This window comes from Pelosinus fermentans JBW45 (genome assembly GCF_000271665.2).
Lineage (GTDB): Bacteria > Bacillota > Negativicutes > DSM-13327 > DSM-13327 > Pelosinus > Pelosinus baikalensis.
Map to the genome: position 1 here is coordinate 4,252,280 of NZ_CP010978.1, position 20,080 is coordinate 4,272,359.

At 40.9% G+C, this 20,080-nt stretch carries 16 protein-coding genes; 2 read left to right on the forward strand and 14 right to left on the reverse strand.

Going from position 1 to position 20,080, the window contains the following annotated elements; translation table 11 throughout:
* Positions 1-8: 8 nt before the first annotated feature.
* From JBW_RS18815 to JBW_RS26075, 5 genes are all read right to left on the reverse strand, one after another.
* A complete protein-coding gene (locus JBW_RS18815) occupies positions 9-1,526 on the reverse strand; it encodes an ArnT family glycosyltransferase (protein WP_235334274.1) in 1,518 nt (505 codons plus the stop codon).
* A 430-nt stretch (positions 1,527-1,956) separates the two neighbouring features.
* Positions 1,957-2,118 (reverse strand): hypothetical protein, encoded by a 162-nt coding sequence (locus JBW_RS25050; RefSeq protein WP_007954143.1) that lies wholly within the window; start codon positions 2,116-2,118, stop codon positions 1,957-1,959.
* A gap of 132 nt (positions 2,119-2,250) precedes the next feature.
* On the reverse strand, positions 2,251-2,709 hold the full coding sequence (locus JBW_RS18820) for a VOC family protein (RefSeq protein WP_007954141.1): 459 nt from the start codon (positions 2,707-2,709) through the stop codon (positions 2,251-2,253).
* A gap of 85 nt (positions 2,710-2,794) precedes the next feature.
* Positions 2,795-3,697, reverse strand: coding sequence for an NAD(P)H-binding protein (locus tag JBW_RS18825; protein WP_007954139.1), 903 nt, complete (start codon positions 3,695-3,697; stop codon positions 2,795-2,797).
* Positions 3,698-3,709: 12 nt separating this feature from the next.
* Positions 3,710-3,835, reverse strand: a complete 126-nt coding sequence (locus JBW_RS26075) for a hypothetical protein (protein WP_268747867.1) — start codon at positions 3,833-3,835, stop codon at positions 3,710-3,712.
* A gap of 217 nt (positions 3,836-4,052) precedes the next feature.
* Here JBW_RS26075 and JBW_RS18830 point away from each other — a divergent pair, with 217 nt between their 5' ends.
* Complete coding sequence (locus JBW_RS18830; RefSeq protein ID WP_007954137.1) at positions 4,053-4,982, forward strand: AraC family transcriptional regulator; 930 nt, start codon at positions 4,053-4,055, stop codon at positions 4,980-4,982.
* Between the two features lie 510 nt (positions 4,983-5,492).
* Here JBW_RS18830 and JBW_RS18835 read toward each other — a convergent pair.
* The 3 genes from JBW_RS18835 to JBW_RS18845 all read right to left on the reverse strand — a co-directional run bounded on the left by JBW_RS18835 (position 5,493) and on the right by JBW_RS18845 (position 9,913).
* On the reverse strand, positions 5,493-7,841 hold the full coding sequence (locus JBW_RS18835; RefSeq protein ID WP_235333998.1) for an ATP-dependent DNA helicase: 2,349 nt from the start codon (positions 7,839-7,841) through the stop codon (positions 5,493-5,495).
* Between the two features lie 194 nt (positions 7,842-8,035).
* Positions 8,036-8,986: a bile acid:sodium symporter family protein gene (locus JBW_RS18840; protein WP_007954133.1), complete on the reverse strand. Its 951-nt coding sequence runs from the start codon at positions 8,984-8,986 to the stop codon at positions 8,036-8,038.
* Positions 8,987-9,007: 21 nt separating this feature from the next.
* Positions 9,008-9,913 carry a LysR family transcriptional regulator gene (locus JBW_RS18845; RefSeq protein ID WP_007954127.1) on the reverse strand — a complete coding sequence of 302 codons (906 nt, stop codon included), beginning with the start codon at positions 9,911-9,913 and terminating at the stop codon, positions 9,008-9,010.
* Positions 9,914-10,083: 170 nt separating this feature from the next.
* Here JBW_RS18845 and JBW_RS18850 point away from each other — a divergent pair, with 170 nt between their 5' ends.
* Complete coding sequence (locus tag JBW_RS18850; RefSeq protein WP_007954126.1) at positions 10,084-10,983, forward strand: PhzF family isomerase; 900 nt, start codon at positions 10,084-10,086, stop codon at positions 10,981-10,983.
* A 149-nt stretch (positions 10,984-11,132) separates the two neighbouring features.
* Here JBW_RS18850 and JBW_RS18855 read toward each other — a convergent pair whose 3' ends face one another.
* The 6 genes from JBW_RS18855 to JBW_RS18880 form a co-directional block, all read right to left on the reverse strand.
* Complete coding sequence (locus JBW_RS18855) at positions 11,133-12,806, reverse strand: ribonuclease J (RefSeq protein WP_045820632.1); 1,674 nt, start codon at positions 12,804-12,806, stop codon at positions 11,133-11,135.
* Positions 12,807-13,241: 435 nt separating this feature from the next.
* On the reverse strand, positions 13,242-13,712 hold the full coding sequence (locus JBW_RS18860) for a Dps family protein (protein ID WP_007961617.1): 471 nt from the start codon (positions 13,710-13,712) through the stop codon (positions 13,242-13,244).
* A gap of 218 nt (positions 13,713-13,930) precedes the next feature.
* Positions 13,931-14,647 (reverse strand): alpha/beta hydrolase, encoded by a 717-nt coding sequence (locus JBW_RS18865; RefSeq protein WP_007961616.1) that lies wholly within the window; start codon positions 14,645-14,647, stop codon positions 13,931-13,933.
* Between the two features lie 222 nt (positions 14,648-14,869).
* Positions 14,870-16,699: a glutamine--fructose-6-phosphate transaminase (isomerizing) gene (glmS, locus tag JBW_RS18870; protein WP_007961614.1), complete on the reverse strand. Its 1,830-nt coding sequence runs from the start codon at positions 16,697-16,699 to the stop codon at positions 14,870-14,872.
* 398 nt (positions 16,700-17,097) lie between these two features.
* Positions 17,098-18,441, reverse strand: a complete 1,344-nt coding sequence (gene glmM / locus JBW_RS18875; protein WP_007961612.1) for a phosphoglucosamine mutase — start codon at positions 18,439-18,441, stop codon at positions 17,098-17,100.
* Positions 18,442-18,463: 22 nt separating this feature from the next.
* A complete protein-coding gene (locus JBW_RS18880) occupies positions 18,464-20,059 on the reverse strand; it encodes an NAD(P)/FAD-dependent oxidoreductase (protein WP_007961610.1) in 1,596 nt (531 codons plus the stop codon).
* Positions 20,060-20,080 lie beyond the last annotated feature (21 nt).

Consider the following 20,080-nt stretch of genomic DNA (forward strand, 5'->3'; position numbering starts at 1 on the left):
TGTTAAAATTAGTGCGTTATATATTCTTCCGGAAAATATTTGTCGATAAAATAATTACCCTGCGTTGGCAGCCACGCCGGAATCTGATAATAGTTATTTTTGATCGGCCGTAAAACCTGTTCCCGATAAACCTCATACTTAAATGCGTTACCTTCGATCAAATACAATTTTGTGTTATCTAACCCTATTTCTTTAACAGAAACGGTTTGAAAATACGGCATGTATTTATTCTTATCAGGCGGCTTGGTGCAAACAATTATTATACTTTTTTTGTCAAATTGCCGAAAATCAGTGTACATATCATCGTGGCGGGCGTGAAACGAACCCGGCCCAAAGACACTTATATATTGACCTGTATAGTAATAGAGCAATACCGACTTAGAATAGCTTTCGGTAGTCAAAATATAATCCTTAGTATAAGGCTTGAGGCTATCCACTACTGCCTGGGGTTTAAGATAGAATAACGCTTGCTGATAAGTCTTGCTTTGTGTCAATTTTTCAGGCGGTTCAATCACGATGTACGCTATTAAGAAATTTATAGCAAACGTACACCCCGCCACCAACAACGACGCTTTGCGGAAAGTTGCTTCATTAAAGCGAAAGATGGTAAGAATGAATACAAATGGTATGAAAGCCAGCGGCCAGTGAATGCCAATTGATTTGGTGAAAGATAACAGGGCAAATATGCCCAGAGGCACAAAACATAAAATGGAATGGTAACGTCGGAGTGACTCTGCAGCCACAAATTGCCGCGTTAATTTCACCGGACGAAGTAAGAAGTAGATCACAACAGGCGTCAGCAAAAACAGCAATTGCCCCAGATAAGCCAAGAAATATCCAAACTTAAAGGTGCCTATATCGTGATTTCGGTTAAATACATTAAACATAATATTCGACCAGGCATGAGTGTAGTTGTAGTATAGATTCAGCAGACCAAAGGGTATGGTACAAACAACCACAACGGCAAGCGCGGCAAATCCCTGGCGATTACGCTGATAAATCAGCACATAGACGCCATAGGCAATGAGAAGTAAGACTGAAAAATATTTTGATAAAAAAGCGCCCCCGAGGAAAATCCCTGCTAAAATTAAGTACGGCAGATTATTACGGTGCAGACCGTGATAAAAGCAGACCGCCGACAGTGAAACAAACAAACAAAGCGGCGTATCGGTGGTAACCAATATATTCATCATATTGAACGGTGATACTAAAAATAAGATTACCGCCCAGCGAGCGAGATTTTTATCGAGAACTTTTAACAGACTATAAATAACAGCACTAACAATATACGGGAAAATAAGCGGTGGGAGACGAAGGGCATACGGACTTGCGCTAAATTTCATAATTAGAGCAAGCAGCCAGCCAATCATTGGCGGATGATCATAAAAGCCGATATCCGGAAACGTTCCCCATGTATAGAATAAGGCCTCATCACCAGTGAACGGAATCACATACGCCAGCAAAGACTTTATCAAAAATGTGGCCATAACTGTTATCCATAAAAGCTTGTTAGTAGACAATCGCATCATCCTTTTTTTAAATATTAGAAACCCTAATAGTTTGCCGACTAAAACTATTAGGCCTATAGAAGCGCCACTTTTATCTTTTCTATTTATTCTTTAAACGACTTTTCACTCCTCATTTTGATTGATGCTTTATAATACCCTTGGAACATTACACTCTCATTAGACAAAGATTAGAATTAGATTAAAGTTTAAGATCAAGCTACGATATCTTTAGCCTTGTTTATAATTAACTGATCAATAAAATTTGTCTAGATAATGGACGCAATGTCATCAGCCCTATATCAATATGACGCTCCAATCTCAAAAAAAGACGACTCAAAATTCAAGGTTTGAATTTTGAGTCGTCTCCTTTTATGCAGTTACTGAATTCTGCTAGATAATCATAGGTTTTTCAATAGAATCAACAGAACCTCCCTACCCTTCCATCCCATTATACACAAAAACGGATTGAAAAAAACAACTCAATTTTGACATAAGTCAAGACCCTAATTGCTCCCCCACCTGGCGGCCATCTTCTACCTGATATACACCCAACGCCAGCCATCATTTTTACACCATTATGCAATATGACAGCATCAGTAGTGGCGTTCATGTTGCACATCCCCCCTCTCATTTAACCAGTAAATATTATTGCATTCCTTTACTTCATAATCACTTTGCCAATAAATACAGTTTCTCTGTACATGAAGAATATAGCAAAGCCTGGCAAATGAACAATTCTGTTCTATTTAACGAATTGTACTACTTCAATAATATTGCCTTCCGGATCGCGAATGTATACTGCCGTAAATTTCCCTAGATTATCAAGTGTTTCTGTTACGGTTGCACCAAACTGTTGCCCCCCATAGCCCAGTGCCTTTTGCAAGATATTATCAACTGAGTCTACATGAAATACCAAACTAGTAACTCCCTGAAGATTGGGTATTATGTCGTGCTTTCTTAAACTGGTTTGATCATAGCTGATGATTTCAATAGTCGGACCATCTTCATAACCTGGCAAAATCAATTGAATTCCGTTGATTCCGGCATCTTCCAATCTGGTCAGTTCATCCAGCCATTTTCCTGAAAAATAAAATTCAGAGGAGCGAGGCCGGCACTGAAATACGTCAATATAGAAGTTGGCCAAATTTCTCCACTCTTTTGCAAGCAGAGTTGAATATACGTATTTTATTTTATTTTCCATGCTATTTCACTCCTTTGGGAATCGACATGCAAAGGAGGCATATATTAAGCCTCCTTTGCACAGTAAGCTGACTCACAACTAGTTGTTACTGTTTCTTTAGCTTATACAAGGGCAGTAACGTTTCGCTGACAAACCTTTCATAAGATATGGGCGTCGAGTTGTCTGCCGAGCGTGGTTCCAACATTTGTATATGACCCGCATTCATTGCGTCTGCCACTTCAAGAATGAGTTGAATGATGTGTTCGGAAAAATTGAGGTCCAGCAAATCCTGCCGGGATCTTTCCTTTGAATCCTGAACGTAAGTTAGACCAGGATATTGAATGGCTTCTCCAATAATGGCGGCAATTTCGAGCATTGTAAGATCCTGGTTTCCGTGAAGTTCACGGATTTGCTTGCCTTGAAAATCCAGTTTCAACAAGGCCTCACCGGCAGCAAGGCCAACATCGCGTGTAGCGATAAAAGGGAACTTTACATTGTGACTAAACGGGCCGGCTGCCGTATTGCGAGCTAGAATGGTGTCGACCTGCGACAGGGTATTTTCCATGAAGTAGCCTGGACGTATATGAAGTACATTCAGACCGACAATACGGTTCAGACGTTGTTCAAGCCGGTGCAGGCCGGCGACGGGTCCGGTTCCTTCAGGTTGATCAGCGCCCCAGCTGCTTAAAGATACGGCGTATTTTACTTTCGCTTTTTCCAAAGCAGGCATAATTGCATCCATGTTCCGGTCTTGGAAGGCGCGAAAGTCGTTGCTTGTAGCAATATAGTTCGGCTGGAGCATGACATAGACTGCTTTTGCCCCGGCGAAGGCCTTGGTCAGCGCCGCCTGGTCTGCTGGCTCAGCGACAAAGACATCGGCGCCTTTTTTGGCAAACGTAGCCAGCCGTTCTGCATTCCGACCAAGCACCCTTACTGGCTCTCCTTTCTCTATTAAGTAATTTGCCACGACACTTCCTGTTCTGCTAGTTGCACCTGTTATTACATACATTGTGTTTTCCTCCTAACGAATTCTTGTTAATGTTCCGTCGATATTTTTTGTTGCATATATCGGACGTTCGTAATATGTGCCAACAAACCATACTGGCAAAGGCATTCCAAACGTTTTTGCTCCAATGGATTTTTTCAATGGTCATTCTCCTCTCAATACTGTGGTAATTGCACAAAAAAATCACGCAGTACTTCAGACATTTTTCTGACTACTCTTATTATCCACCATTAAGGACTTGAGGCGGTAGAGCATTTTACGCAAAACATTGCCTAATTCTATCACATATGCTAAAATTCAAATAGGATACAGGAGTAGATTTTTGTCAGTGTTTATCTAAAGCAGAGGTGAATTAATCATGGCAACAAGTATGGATATAGATAAGATTACGGAAAAGCAGACGGAATTGGTTCAACTTATTAAACGGTACGCCACAACCGACGGAAGTCATTCAACAGCGATTGCCTCATTGCACTTTTCTCGCACCTCCTATCTAGAAGGTCCTGTCTATGCGGTTCAAGGGCCGGCCTTGTGTATTATTGTTCAGGGAACAAAAAAGTTCATGGTGGCTAAAAGCAGCTATTATTACGATCCGTTCCATTACCTGGTAGTTTCGCTGGATTTGCCGCATATTGGGCAAATTACGCAGGCCGATCCCCAATTTCCCCTATTATGCATGAGCTTGCATTTCGAACCGGAGTTGATTTTTGACATTATCCAAAATACCGACCTATCCATGAGTGTGGAAAGCGATTCGCACCAAGGCATGTTTGTGGGAGAAATCAATCTGCCTCTATTGGATGCATGCTGCAGGCTAGTCAGGCTCTTGGAGACGCCACAGGATATTCCGGCGCTTGCCGTCCTAGTAATAAGGGAAATATTTTATCGCATTCTTCAAGCCGAACAAGGGGATCTTTTAAAACAAATCGGAATCAGCGACAGTCACGCCCGAAAAATCGCTGAAGTCACCCGCATTATCAAGCAAGACTTTGCCAAACCGCTGCGTATTGAGAATTTAGCAATGGCCGCCAACATGAGTGTTGCATCCCTGCACCGTCATTTTAAACAAGTTACGGCGATGAGTCCGCTGCAATATCAGAAACAATTACGCTTGCAGGAAGCACGCCGCCTTTTGTTGTCATCGCAAGTAAATGCCGCTGACGCAGGCTTTCAGGTTGGGTATGAGAGTCCTTCTCAGTTTAGCCGTGAATATGCTCGCATGTTCGGGTTACCACCAAAAAGTGACGCGAAACAGCTGCGGGATTCACTCAGTCTGATTACAAACTGATTTTGATGAATAACAAAACACCCGGTAAATCGTATGTTAACGAAATATCCGGGTGTTTATAGCGTCATCATTAATCTGATTATGAGGGTATTACTTAATGGTACAATTCTTAGTTTTGGAATTCTTACCCGTTTGCAGACATAGAGACCATTTCTCCTCGTCCCCTGCTTTTCATCGCGGGTGAGAACGTTCATTCCAGAGAGTTCAGCGAAGACGCCTACAAGCTAGCAGCCGAACCGAAGGAACTCTACATTGTTCCGGGCGCAGGTCATGTGGCTCTGTACGACCGGGTGAATCTTGTCCCCTTTGACAAGCTCACATCCTTCTTTTCCAAGTATCTGAAATAGGGATTGTGCTGAAGCTCTAGAGGACTTCACGTGCCAATGTTACTTTGAATAAAACCGCTGTGTGAATCCCGTACATCTTTTATCGGGGTTCACACTTTTTTATCTAAATAGAGAACCATACGCTCTTCCCCTTACCTGTACCTCTTTATTCGAAGTCAATCCTTTACTTCTCCCAAAATGCTTGAATCAATGCATTGAGCTTGTTTCCGTTTCTCACTTCTCTAGGATAACGCCAGTGTGCTGGAAATAGCTTTTTGTAATAGTAACTGGAAAATCTTGCATCAATCAAAAGTACTACGCCTTTATCCTCTTCCGAACGAATTACACGCCCAGCTGCTTGTAACACTTTATTCATGCCGGGATACATATACGCATATTCATATCCCTGCTCATTTTTCTTCTTAAAATGCTCCATGATAAGGTTGCGCTCTATACATATCTGGGGAAGCCCCACTCCTATAATAACAGTCCCCAACAGTTTATCCCCTTTGAGGTCAATACCTTCGGAAAAAATCCCCCCTAACACACAAAAGCCAACTAACATACGGTCACGATCCGGCTGGAACCGATCTAAGAAACGTTCCCGCTCTTCTTCTGACATGATATTGGTCTGCACTATAGTCTCGGTGTCAGGGTACAATTCCGCAAAGACATGATGCACTTCCTGCATATAGTGATAAGATGGGAAAAAAATTAGATAATTTCCGGTTTTCTGTTGGATCACCAAATGAATATAGTGAGCAATTTCACCATAGCTGCTCTCACGATCTTTGAACTTTGTGGATATTTGGTCAGCTACCAATAAACATAGATTCTCGGTTTTAAAGGGCGATGGGAATGCAATTTTTGCATCCATTGTCTCACCGCCTAATATTTCACAGAAATAATCCAGCGGTGCCAGGGTCGCCGAGAAAAATACGCTGGACTTGCCCCTCTTGACTGCTTCACCCAACAACTTGGATGGGTCAAGGCAAAACAGTTTCAGCGTAACCTCTGACGAGGATTTTTCTACGTACGTAATATAGTGATCATCATAGAACTCTACCATTTTCAAAAATATGAGTACATTAAAATAGAGTTCCAACAATGCATCATAACCCTCTGTTTTATGATTGTCAGTTAATAAAGCAGGCGCTTTGTTAACAAACGTCCAAAGCAAAGGATAGATTTCCTCCGGTTGATGCAATTGTGTATAATACCCCTCTTCACTGCACTCCTTTCTCATTCCCAGCATAACCGTATTGATTTTACCCAGAGTCTTGCTAATACTATGGCCTTTATAGAGGTTTTTCACCTTCAAGAAAGAACTTTTTGTTAGTTCTGCGGAAAACATCTCTCTTGCTCGATCCACCAAATTATGCGCTTCATCAATTAGAAACGTATAATCACCCTGGCTCGTCTGAAAAAATCGTTTTAAATACACTCTGGGATCAAAAACATAATTGTAATCACAAATAATGCAGTCCGCCCACATGGATAAGTCCAAGGAAAGCTCAAATGGACATACCGTATACTTTTGCGAATACGCTTCTATCACTTCCCGTGTAAATGCTCTCTCCTTCAAAAATACATCGATAATGGCATCATTGACTCGATCAAAATGCCCTTTGGCATATTCGCAATGATCCGGGTTGCAGATGGCCTTTTCCTTAAAACAGATTTTATCTTTCGCAGTGATCGTAATTGATTTAAAGTCCAAGCCACATTCCCGCATGGCGTTCACTGCTTCCTCAGCGACTTGACGAGTAATGGTTTTAGCTGTCAAATAAAAAATCTTGCTCGTTTTATTCTCTCCCATAGCCTTGACGGCAGGAAACAAGGTAGAAATGGTTTTCCCAATCCCGGTAGGTGCTTGTACAAACAGTTTTTTGTTATCCGAAATGGCTTTATATACCGAAACCGCTAATTCACGCTGGCCTTGGCGGTACGCTGCAAAAGGAAAGTTCAGCTTTTTTATAGATAAATCCCGTAACAGATTCCATTCCTTGAGATGTTTAGCCCAAACTAAATAGATATCCAACAACCCGTAAAAGAACGTTTGCAGCTCCTTCAATGTAACGATTTCTCTTAGCCTTTTTATTTCATCCGTATCAATATTGTAATAGGTCAGTTGAATTACGAGCTGCTCTACATTGTTTTGCTCACCATAAATGAGTCCATAACATTTCGCTTGCGCCCAATGCAGGGGATTAAATTTGTCATCGATCCGTTCCAAAGGGACAGCCGTTGTTTTGATTTCATCGATCACCACATGCTGATCCTCGATAATGATCCCGTCCGCACGGCCTTCTACAAGGAATACAAACTCTTTGTATTTCATTTCATATTTCAATTGGGCTTCTGCCAAATAATTCTCGCCACCAGCCTTTTGAAGCTTTTGGTGTATTCTGGTTCCTTCTACCGCTCTGCTAGTACCCACAAAGCGAGTATCAATATCACCCGAACGCAAAGTATACTCAACTAAGTTTTTGACTGATATGCGAACTACATCCGGTGTCACGTAAGCTGGCACCTCACTTTCTGTCCCCTGTTTAAACCTTTAAAGTGTAAAATCCAATTTTAAAAGTACTATCCACTACTTCCACGCCAAGCAGCCTATCCCTTTAAATGTTTTACAGGAAGAATAACCCATCTAGCAATTGCAATACCCTTAACACAAGTTTAATTTCAAAAAGCCAATTCCCTTACCGTAAAGGGAATTGGCTTTTATGCTGCCTGAAGACGTTTATATAAATGAGATACAATTGTTGCGAGTGGCTGCTGATACAAAATAGCTAGTGTCATAGGAACTGCTACCCTTGGCGGAAAATAGGTGAGTGCAATGACGAGTCCACAAGCGTTATTACGGATGCCCACATTAAAAATCATCGTTAGAATAATATTGTGAGTCCGTTCTTTTAATGCAAATGATCCTAGATAACCGACAAAGAAGCTTGCTGATACAACAAATAAGGTAACGAGTAATGTTTTTAGTATGGAGATGTCCCAATTAATTTGTGGCATTACGACAGCTGAATTAATTAGGATGACCATAAAAAGTGCTCCTTTTGATGTGGCACCCCCAATGCTGTTAGCGAAATTAACACTCCTCCCCTTTGTCCAATCATGCAGGAGCATACCGATGATGCTAGGTACCGTAACCATGAGCATAAGGTCGATAACCATTTTACTATAGCTAATGTTGATGGTTTGACCAACAACAATATGGAAAAATAACGGTAATACTGTAGGTACAATAAAAGTATCCAATGTTACTGCAACAAAAGATATGCCTAAATCACCTTTGATTAACGAAGTCCAAATAATGGATGTAACCCCAATTGGAATTGAAGAACCGATTAGATAGCCTAGGCGGATGTCAGGATCATTGGGGTAGAAGATCATGCCAACAGCCCAAGCTGTCAAAGGTGTAACAAAATGAACTAAAATCAGCACCCATATAGGAATCCAGGGCTTCTTTAGCACAGTAGTGAATTCCTTAAAACTTGTACCTAATGCGGTGATAAAGGTCATATAAGCGAATAAAGCCACCACAATTTGCCGTAGAGATGGGGAATCAGTAATAGTAACGAAAAAGCCTAAGAATAGTCCAGAAAGCACTACAATAAATATGTTTTTGGATAACCAATCATTTAATTGAATAAAGAAAATAGACATTGAAACCTCCGTGCATAAAAGTCACCCACTGTGTTTTGTTGCTGATAACGTTTTAGGCATTTCCTGTTCTATTAGTTTTATGAACTCTTTTAACAAAGGAGAAAGCCACTTATTTTTATGATAGATCAGTTGTGTACTCACTTTATCTTCGGGAGATAAATCAAGCTCAAAAAAACTTATTTGTCCAGACTGAGTTTCATATTGAACAGTACTATAGGGCAAAATACTAACTCCAGAGTTTATTACTATACTTTGTTTTATAGTTTGTATGCTTAGCGCTTCAATACTATTTTTTCTTGACTCTAAATAAACACCTAAGTATTTTTCAAATGCATTCCGATAGCTGCAATCATTTTTAGGATATATCAACACAAAATTCTTATTTTTCAAATCATCTAATGAATGCAGATTTTGACCTAATCCCACTATGCCCATTTTTTCTTCGACCAAATCTATCGCTACTAAATTAGCATTGTCATGCTGTCGCTGCATAACAAATAGCAAATCGATTTCTCCAGTTAATAACTTGTCAATTAGCTCAGACTTCTGACCTAAAACTTGAATTATCTTTATTTGAGGAAAAATTTGTTGAAACTGATTCATGATTGGCTGTAATCGATATAAGGCTACAGATTCCTGAGCACCTATTCTAATGGTACTTTCATTGACATTCTTTCCATTTTTCAATGTTTCAATTTTTTCATGTGCCTTTACTATGACATCAGCAATAGAAAGCAACTCATTACCTAATTCAGTTATTACGATATTTTTGCCTATTCTCTCAAACACTTTTCCATTCAATTCTTTTTCAATCGCTTGAATATGTATGGTTAACGTTGATTGAGAGTAACGTAATTCATCACTGGCTTTTGTAAAGCTTCCCAGCCGTGCAATTGTTTTTAATGTAACCAAATGCCTAATATCCAAGATACACCTCATAAAATCACTTCAGAATCCTTGATCAATTTTCTTTCAAGACATTCCCTATTACTATTTTCAATACTTACATTTAATAAATTGAATTTTACTTATGTCCAGTTTACCACTACTATAATAAGTAAGAAAGGTAAAATTACTAGTTTGAGGAGGCATAATTGATGAAAGTACATACAGTCTATCAAATCGATGCGTTTACATCTGAAAAATTCAGCGGCAATCCTGCTGGCGTAATCACAAATGCACAAGGATTATCCGAACTTGATATGCAGCGTATCGCACGAGAACTTAATAATTCTGAGACGGTTTTCATTTTTCCACCCGATGATGCAAGTCACGATGTGAAACTTAGATATTTTACGCCAACGACTGAAGTACCGTCGTGTGGACACGCCACTATTGCAGCTCATTACGCTCGCTCCATAGAAAATCAACTCGGATCGGAAAGGGTCATTCAGAAAATAGGGATTGGTATTTTACCGATCGATATTGTAAAAAATAACAATTATACAATATGGATGACGCAAGGATCTATCGAATTTTCTGGGCCCCTTTCCACTAAAGATCGTGAACTCTTATTATCATCCCTCGGTCTAGCAGAAGAGGAAATAGACGAGCGCTGTCCAATTCAGATCGTTTCTACAGGACACTCCAAAGTAATGATTGGGATTAAATCCATAGCAACGCTTCATAATTTATCTCCTAATATGAGCATGTTAAGTAACTTAAGTAAATCCATTGGCTGTAACGGTTATTATGTCTTTACTTTTGCATCCCGCCCCAGTACTATTTTAACCCATGGCAGAATGTTTGCACCGGCTATTGGTATTTCCGAAGATCCCGTAACGGGAAATGCCATCGGCCCACTTGGAGCCTATCTCGTTAAGCATGGATTAGTTGAACATGACAGCTCCTTGTTTTCATTCACGGGGATTCAGGGAGAGGCTATTGGACGTGTTGGAACAGTAGATGTAAAGGTAAAAATAGAAAATGGTGAACCAACACAGGTTCAGATAGGTGGTACAGCCGTTATTGTATTTAAAACACAAGTAGAAATATAATTACTAAACAAAAGAAGTATCAGCATTACGTTCAAAGAACGTAAGAAAAAAGGGCTGTCGCATTAGTGATATAATTATATCGCTGCGACAGGCTCCTTTTTGAAACTTTGCAGCATAGATACTTACATCTACCTGCACAATATATATTTTTATACTTCCATAATGATGGGTAAAATAATTGGACGCCGACGAGTCTTTTCATAAATAAATTTACCCAGTGCATCACGGATACTACTCTTAATCGCAGCCCATTCAGTAATTTGGCCGGCCTCGCATTTATCTAGGGCCTGCTTAACCTGTTGCTTGGCTTCTCCCATCAAGGATCCGGATTCACGTACATAGACAAAACCACGAGAAACCAGATCCGGTCCAGCTACAATGCCACCTGATCCTTTATCCATCGTAACGACAACAATAAGAACCCCATCCTGAGATAGCATTTGACGGTCACGAAGAACAATGTTACCAACATCACCTACACCCAACCCATCAACGAAAACCTTGCCTGCGGTTACTTTCCCAGTTAACTTTCCGGTTACCCCATCGACGCCTTGCTCAAATTCAAAAACCTGTCCATTTGTACCAATAAAGATATTCTCTTTCGGGATTCCCAGGTCTTGTGCAAGCTTACCATGAGTGATCAACATGCGATGCTCTCCATGTACTGGGATTAAAAATTGAGGCCGAACCAGAGTTAACATTAGCTTTAATTCTTCTTGGCTGGCGTGACCAGAAACATGAATCCCCATGGAACGTTCATGAATGACTTCTGCACCCAAACGTAATAAGGCATCAATCGTTTTCGATACTGACTTTTCGTTGCCAGGGATTGGTGTAGCTGAAATGATGATTGTATCACTTGGAGTAATCGCTACTTTTCGGTGATCGCTCAACGCCATTCGCGTCAATGCAGACATCGGTTCCCCTTGGCTGCCAGTCGTCAAAATTAAGATCTGGTTATCGGGATAGTTTTTTATCTCATCTATATCAATTATTGTTCCTTCAGGGACGAGTAAGTATTCAAGTTCTCTGGCAATGTTTATAACGTTTATCATACTGCGGCCGATAATTGCCACTTTTCGGCCATTCTTACAAGCAGAATTGATCGCCTGCTGGACACGCAATACGTTTGATGCAAAAGTTGCTAAAAGAATTCGACCTTTCGCACCGTTAAATGCCTCATCTAGAACAGCGCCAACGGTACGCTCCGATTTGGTAAAGCCGGGACGTTCCGCGTTGGTACTGTCTGACATTAAGACGAGTACACCTTCATTTCCGAGTTGCGCGAATTTAGGAAGATCAATTACTTTGCCATCTACTGGTGTATAATCAATTTTAAAGTCGCCTGTGTGAACAATCGTACCTACTGGCGTACGAAAATATATTCCTACCACATCAGGAATGGAATGATTTCCTTGAATAAACCCTACCTGAATACTGCCAAAGGTCAGTTCATCACCTGGTTTTATTGGAATCAAGGTATAATTCGCTACATTATTTTCTTTTAACCGAACTTCGGCTATGCCCATCGCCAGCCGCGTACCATACACTGGTACATCAATTTGTTTTAAGAAATAGGATAAGGATCCAATATGGTCCTCATGACCGTGGGTGATCACAACTGCCCGTATCTTATCCTGGTTTTCAAGAAGATAGGTAATGTCGGGTATCACTAAGTCAATCCCTAACATTTCATCTTCGGGGAATGCTAAACCACAGTCAAGTACGACGATGTCATCGCCATAGCGAATCACTGTCATGTTTTTGCCGATTTCGCCGAGTCCACCTAGTGGAATGATGGCGAGCTTATTTTGTTTTTCCAAGAAAAATACCTCCATTATTTGAGTTTATATATTAATTTACATATTCACTAATAAGATGTTCCGAAATCAACCACTGCCTAAAAGATGGATGATTTCATCTCAATGTTCGCAAATCCGAATATCCGCTCATAACTATTGTTTATTATTGTACTCTATGTTGCTTGAATATACAAGTTTTCACTATACAGCAGTATCTATACCAGATATTGCCTTATGAATGTACAATGAAATAATCTACGCTCCAAGCGAACACTGATAAGATCAAACTAAAACTCACTACTCCATTTATTTGGGGTAGTGAGTTTTAGTTTGATGATCATAGCCTTCTGTTTCTGCCAAAATTATTCCTTTGACTTTGTGAATTTACTTTTAAGCCTTATTGTGAATCACTGTACTCCAGTGTTCCTCCCCTTTATACCTTCGCTAACCGAACTATTAACATCTTGTTAAATAAGCATTAAAGAACCAGATATATTTTTCAAAAAAACAAATGCCTTCACCTAATAGTCCGCAATCACCATTGGCGTCTTTAGTCATATTTTTAATTTTTTTTAGTAAGCTCACCATACAACAAAAGTCATCTATTAGTATTTCAGCTACTCTTTGAGAACTTAAATTTGTATTGGGAAGTTCCCGTATTGTGGCAACTTCAAGATAATCTTGTGTTGAAGCTAGAGGTTGATAACCTAACATTTTAATCCTTTCAGCAACAGCATCAAATTTATCTGCAATTGCTTCATAGAGTATTTGTGTTTGTTCATGTAAGTCAAAAAAACCTATGCCTACCACATTCCAATGCATGTTATGGAGTTTCACAAACAGTATATTGAGATTTGCTAAATATATGTTTAGACCTTCAACTACCTCACAAACTTGTTCCTGATCGTGTATACAGTGTTTACTCATTGAGATAAAGCCTCCTTACTTTTTAGATAGTAACCTTTATAATATTCTATGTAAACAGTAAGAATTTTGCGACAGAGCAAAGCCATCCCCCATACGCACCAAAACCGCTCCTACCCTCAAACGTTCTGAGGACAGGAGCGGTTCATAATATTCTACTGCTACGGACTTCGCCACGTTTCTTGGCTCATCTACGTCTCGCAGCGGTAAAAAGCACGAGGTCAGGGCTTGACTTGAAAAATAGTATCTCCCAGCCACTGTCTAAAATATCGCAATTGTTCGTTCGTATGGAAATAATGTTCCCCATGTTCCAAGACGTGCAATTTGCAATGATAACGTTCAACAAAATCTGAGACTACATCAAACTCAGAAAGATTGTCATCTGAACCATAGAGAATCGCAGTTGGCTTATTCCATGTGTCGATAGGATTGGATTTTACATAGCAATAATAATCCCAGTAGAGTGTTTGTCCTATTGGCGTTTCAATCTCTTTTTCGACTTTTAATCTTTCCTCACCTACATTGAACCATGACATCATATTATTTATGATGCGCTCCATGTTTAATACAGGCGAAAGAAACAGACATTGTTCGAGTGGCAAGTCCCGGTATGTAAGTAAGCTGAAATATGCCCCCATGCTACAAGCAAACAAGCTTATATTATTTGAAATAGTTCGTGCATAATCCATGATAGTAGTAAGGTCTCTAACACAGTTTTGAACTTTGCAAGCATAATCTTCATCTTTGCGGTCTCCGTGTTCAGGTAAGTCAAAACTCAGCACCTGATACCTTTTGGCAGTTGCTTCTTCTGCAAAGACTACAATCGCGTCATCATCCTTACTCGACATGTTTCCGTGAACAGCAATAAATAGTTTAGACGATGGCTCTCCCCACAGAATTGCAGGAATACCTTGAATTATCAAATTCGTCTTTATCATTACGTTCCTCCCCTATAAAACATCGTGTTTGCCTTATTTGAGGTCTTTCTTATAAAACTTCACAATACGCTCTCTTATGTTGTTGCGTGGATTATTAAGCACATTTTGTTAAAGGACGTCGGCTGCTGAAACGTCCTGACATCTGATTCAGTATATTTTGTCCGCTGTGTCGTATTACAAATGACGGGGAGTGAAATCACTCCCCGTCATTCAATAAATTTATTATTCTACCGTTACTGACTTCGCCAAGTTTCTTGGTTTATCTACGTCGCAGCCGCGAGTTACGGCAGCGTAGTAGGCCAATAATTGGAGGGGAAGAACAGCGAGGATTGGTGCTAAGAATTTATCAGCTTGTGGGATGAAGATGGTGTGATCCACATATTTTTTGATCTGTTCATCACCTTGCTGAGCGATACCAATAACAATGGCATCACGAGCTTTGACTTCTTTGATGTTGCTAAGTGTCTTTTCATATACATCATGTTGCGTAGCTAGAGCGATAACGGGTACACCTTCAATAATGAGAGCTAATGTACCATGTTTTAATTCTCCAGCAGCATAGGCTTCTGCATGAATATAGGAAATTTCTTTCAGCTTCAATGCGCCTTCTAAGGCTACAGCATAATCTAAAGAACGACCGATGAAGAATACATCTTCGTTAAAACCATATTTTTGGGCAAAGGTTTTAATGGATTCCACATCTTCTAATATTTCATGCAATTGGGCTGGCAGATTACGCAAACCAGAAATTAGCTCACGACTGCGTTCTGCTGAAATGGTATCACGGAGTCCTGCAATATAGATCGCCAACATGCTCATGAGAACTAGTTGGGTCGTATATGCTTTTGTGGAAGCTACCGCAATTTCTGGACCTGCCCAAGTATAGATGACTTGATCCGCTTCCCGAGAAATCGAAGATCCAACTACATTAGTAATTGCCAGTGTTTTCGCTCCAAGACGTTTTGCTTCTTTCAAAGCGGCTAAAGTGTCTAGTGTTTCACCGGATTGGCTCACCACAATCGCTAAGGTATTTTCATCCACTAGAGGTGAACGGTAGCGGAATTCAGAAGCTACGTCTACTTCTACAGGTATACGAGACAAGGATTCAAGATAATATTTGCCTACAAGACCAGCATTATAAGCAGTGCCGCAAGCTACAACCACTATTTTTTTGATCGCTGCCATTTCTTGTTTGGTCCATTTTAGTTCATCCAAGATGATGTGACTATCATCTTTTGCTAAACGGCTGGACATGGTTTCTCGAATGGCTCTTGGCTGTTCATAGATTTCTTTGATCATGAAATGTTCATAGCCGCCTTTTTCAGCAGCTTCTGCATCCCAATGTACTTCAAATACTTTTTTGGTAATGGGGACCCCTTGACGATTCATAACCCATACAGAGTCTTTGGTGACAACAGCCAATTCTCCGTCACTTAAGATATAGGTTCTGCGGGTGCGATTAATGATGGCTGGAATGTCAGATGCGATAAAATTCTCGCCTTCTCCTAAACCAATGACCAATGGATTGTCTTGTTTCGTGCAGATAATTTTATCTGGCTCATGTTTTGTCATAAATACTAAGGCATAGGAGCCTTCAATTTCTGATAATACTTGCTTTACTGCCGCTTCAAAATCACCTTTGTAGTATTCTTCTACTAGATGAGCTACTACTTCCGTATCTGTCTCAGAAGCAAAAATATGACCTTTTGCAATGAGTTTTTCTTTTAAGTGCATGTAGTTTTCAATAATACCATTATGCACTACAACAAAATCTCCTGAGCAGTCCGTATGAGGATGGGAGTTTACATCAGAAGGACGACCATGAGTTGCCCAGCGAGTGTGCCCAATACCTATGCTCCCAACAAGTTGGTTGCTTTCTAATTTCTTTTCTAAATTTGCTAAGCGACCTACACTTTTTTCTACATGAATCTGTGTTCCATCATATACAGCAATTCCTGCAGAATCATAACCCCGATATTCCAGTTTACTTAAACCATCCATCAAAAATGTTGAGGCCTGTTCAGGGCCTATATAGCCAACGATACCACACATATGGTAATTCCTCCTAATTTTCAAATAAAATTCAAATCATTCTGTCAATCTGCCTCAGTCGTTTTGTCCTGCAAGTTGCCTTACAGTTTTGTCGCTGTTTAACGGCCGCAGAGTAGCCGAGAGGTATCCGCTGAATCGTCTCGATAAACCTCTTCCTCGTCAGCTTTACGTCAACACGCCCTTATACAGGCTGCCACCGAGATGTGGTACTATGTCACGCAAGCTCCAGCGCTATAATGAGTTACTTTTGGTTCTGATCTCTTGTAAAATGTAGTTTCCACCAATCTTCTTTGCTTTATCCATTTCTCACCCCCTACTATAATACTATACATATGCAAAGGAGCACCATTGTGCTCCTTTGCATTTACATTGTAATATAAACAATGACTTTGGTCAACTCATCCTTGTTCTTTTTTTACCACAGCAGCGATTTCATGCACAATCTGCTCCAACTCTGTCATACATGGACCTTCAGCCATGACACGAATTAATTGCTCTGTACCGGAAGGACGAACTAAGATGCGTCCATTTTCTCCTAACTGGGCATTGCTTTTTTCGATGGAGCGAGAAATCGCCTCATTTTTTTCCCAGCCATCTTTACTTGCTACAGAAACATTCACCAGCAATTGAGGATAACGAGTCATAACACCTGCGAGTTCCGCCATGCTCTTACCGCTCTTTTTCAAAGCTGCAATTAATTGAAGGGCTGTTAATATACCATCCCCTGTTGTACTATGCTCGGCAAATATCACATGTCCTGATTGTTCTCCACCTAGCATGAATGATTTTTCCAGCATCGCTTCTAGTACATAACGGTCACCTACTGCTGTTACTTCGACTTTACCGCCTGCCTTTTTTATCGCTTGGTATAAACCAATATTACTCATCACAGTGGCAACTAAGGTATTATCTTTTAGTTTGTTCGCCTTTAATCGATCTAGTGCACAAATGACCATCATTTGATCACCATCAACGATAACACCTTTTTCATCCACTGCCAGGCAGCGATCTGCATCACCATCATGGGCAATGCCAAAATCGGCTTTATGGTGGACTACAGCTTCTTGCAGTCCTTCCATATGGGTAGAACCACAGTTCGCATTGATATTAATGCCTGTAGGTTTATTATTTATGGTAATGACCTTGGCACCTAGCCGTTCATATACGATCGGTCCTACTTCATAGGCTGCTCCATGAGCACAATCCACTACCATTTTTAATCCTGTGAAATCTACATCCACTGTATTTACTAAATAATCGATATATTCCTTTAGTAGATCATGGCGATGCAGTATGGTGCCAACTCCATCACCAACAGGGCGCTCCATGTCTTCTTTATAGGTAAATACCAGTTCTTCCAGTTTATCTTCTACAGCATCAGGCAATTTATAACCTGACCCTGCAAAGAATTTGATTCCGTTATCAGGATATGGATTATGAGATGCAGAAATAACAATCCCAGCTTGGGCATTGATTTTTCCTGCTAAATAGGCTACTGCCGGAGTGGGAACCACCCCTAATAATATTGCCTGCCCTCCTGCGGAGCAAATCCCAGCTGCTAATGCAGCTTCAAGCATATGTCCTGAAACCCGTGTGTCACGACCAATCACCATGACCGGACTGGTATGATATTCTCTACCAAAATAGGTTGTTGCTGCCCAGCCTAATTTAAAAGCTAATTCTGGCGTTAACTGTGCATTGGCTACCCCACGTACGCCATCTGTTCCAAAAAGTCTACCCATATATTTTACGTTCCCCCTTTTCTTAGACCTTGCTCTTTTTTATTATCGAAATTGCGGAATTAAGGCCGTCAAGTGCGGCACTCATGATACCGCCAGCATAGCCGGCACCTTCCCCAATTGGATATAACCCTTTCGTATTTAACGACTGATAATCACTGCCACGCAAGATTCGAACTGGAGCTGAGGTTCTCGTTTCTACCCCAATCATAACCGCCTCCGGACTGGCAAAGCCTTTAATTTTACGTTCAAAATCTGGCAATGCTTGTGCAAGGGTATTGGTTACAAAATCAGGCAAGCATTGGCGCAAGTCCGCTGCCTGTACTCCCGGCCTATAGCTAGGCTTCGTTGCAAAAGCGGTACTGCCAGTTGTCCCTGCAAGAAAATCACCTACAGTCTGCAAAGGAGCATGATAATTGCCGCCGCCACAGACAAAAGCCAATTGCTCATATTTACGCTGAAAATTGATACCGCCTAAGACTTCGCCACCAAAATCCTCCGGCGTTACATTGACCACCAAAGCGCTGTTAGCCACTCCTGAAGCCCTTTTGTACAAACTCATACCATTGGTCACCACTCCTCCAATTTCAGAGGAAGCAGCCACTACCAGACCGCCTGGACACATGCAAAAAGAATAGGCCGTACGACCAGTGTCTTTTGCATGATAGACAAGAGCATAATCCGCTGCCTTTAGCTGCGGGTGTCCTGCCGATATGCCATATTGAGATGTATCAATCACTTCTTGGGGATGTTCAATTCGTACCCCCATGGAGAAGGCTTTTGCCTCCATGGCCACTCCTTGCTGGTGCAGCATCTCATAGGTATCCCGAGCGCTGTGCCCAATCGCAAATAGGGCTGCACAGCAGGGTATGTAAGTAGTCCCATTAACAACTATACCTTTTAGCTGTCCTTCTTTTACGTCAATATTGGTAACCTTGGATTCAAATTCCACTCGTCCACCTAAAGCAATAATCTCTTGCCTGATGGATTTTACGATTTCACGCAGTTTGTCTGTACCAATATGGGGCTTATGCAAATAGGCGATTTCTTCTGGTGCTCCGGCCTTAATCAAAATATCCAGAACTTGGCGCATGAGAGGATCATTGACGCGAGTGGTCAGCTTACCATCAGAAAAGGTACCTGCTCCCCCTTCGCCAAACTGCACATTGGAAATGGCATCAAACTGCCCCGTCTGCCAGAACATACTTACATCCCGGGTTCGCTGCTCAATATTTCGTCCCCGTTCTAATAGAATTGGCTTATAACCATGCTGCGCCAAGGTCAAGGCTGCCAGCATGCCAGCAGGTCCAAAACCAATCACAACTGGGGGGTGTTCTAATGTATCCTGCCCTTGTACAATCACTTCTGGCACATATTCCTTGGCTACAGATATATCCTTATCACCTTTCAAACGCGACAGCACTTGGCCTTCGGGTAGTGCAACCTTCACATCCAGAGTGTAAACAAAACTAATATTACTTTTTCGACGAGCGTCTAAAGCCCGACGTACAATGACCACCTCAAGCACAGCTTGGGGTGGTATTTTAAGCCTTTTTGCTGCCAACTTATTTAAAGATGTCTCATTGTCTAGCAGCACCCGCATATTAATGATCCGTAACAACGATTTTCGCTCCTTCGCATT

Excerpts from the sequence above, each read along its gene's own strand:
- JBW_RS18815 (WP_235334274.1), bottom strand. The coding sequence starts at position 1,526 with ATGCGATTGTCTACTAACAAGCTTTTATGGATAACAGTTATGGCCACA.
- JBW_RS25050 (WP_007954143.1), bottom strand. The coding sequence starts at position 2,118 with ATGAACGCCACTACTGATGCTGTCATATTGCATAATGGTGTAAAAATG.
- JBW_RS18820 (WP_007954141.1), bottom strand. The coding sequence starts at position 2,709 with ATGGAAAATAAAATAAAATACGTATATTCAACTCTGCTTGCAAAAGAG.
- JBW_RS18825 (WP_007954139.1), bottom strand. The coding sequence starts at position 3,697 with ATGTATGTAATAACAGGTGCAACTAGCAGAACAGGAAGTGTCGTGGCA.
- JBW_RS18830 (WP_007954137.1), top strand. The coding sequence starts at position 4,053 with ATGGCAACAAGTATGGATATAGATAAGATTACGGAAAAGCAGACGGAA.
- JBW_RS18840 (WP_007954133.1), bottom strand. The coding sequence starts at position 8,986 with ATGTCTATTTTCTTTATTCAATTAAATGATTGGTTATCCAAAAACATA.
- JBW_RS18850 (WP_007954126.1), top strand. The coding sequence starts at position 10,084 with ATGAAAGTACATACAGTCTATCAAATCGATGCGTTTACATCTGAAAAA.
- JBW_RS18860 (WP_007961617.1), bottom strand. The coding sequence starts at position 13,712 with ATGAGTAAACACTGTATACACGATCAGGAACAAGTTTGTGAGGTAGTT.
- JBW_RS18865 (WP_007961616.1), bottom strand. The coding sequence starts at position 14,647 with ATGATAAAGACGAATTTGATAATTCAAGGTATTCCTGCAATTCTGTGG.
- glmS (WP_007961614.1), bottom strand. The coding sequence starts at position 16,699 with ATGTGTGGTATCGTTGGCTATATAGGCCCTGAACAGGCCTCAACATTT.
- glmM (WP_007961612.1), bottom strand. The coding sequence starts at position 18,441 with ATGGGTAGACTTTTTGGAACAGATGGCGTACGTGGGGTAGCCAATGCA.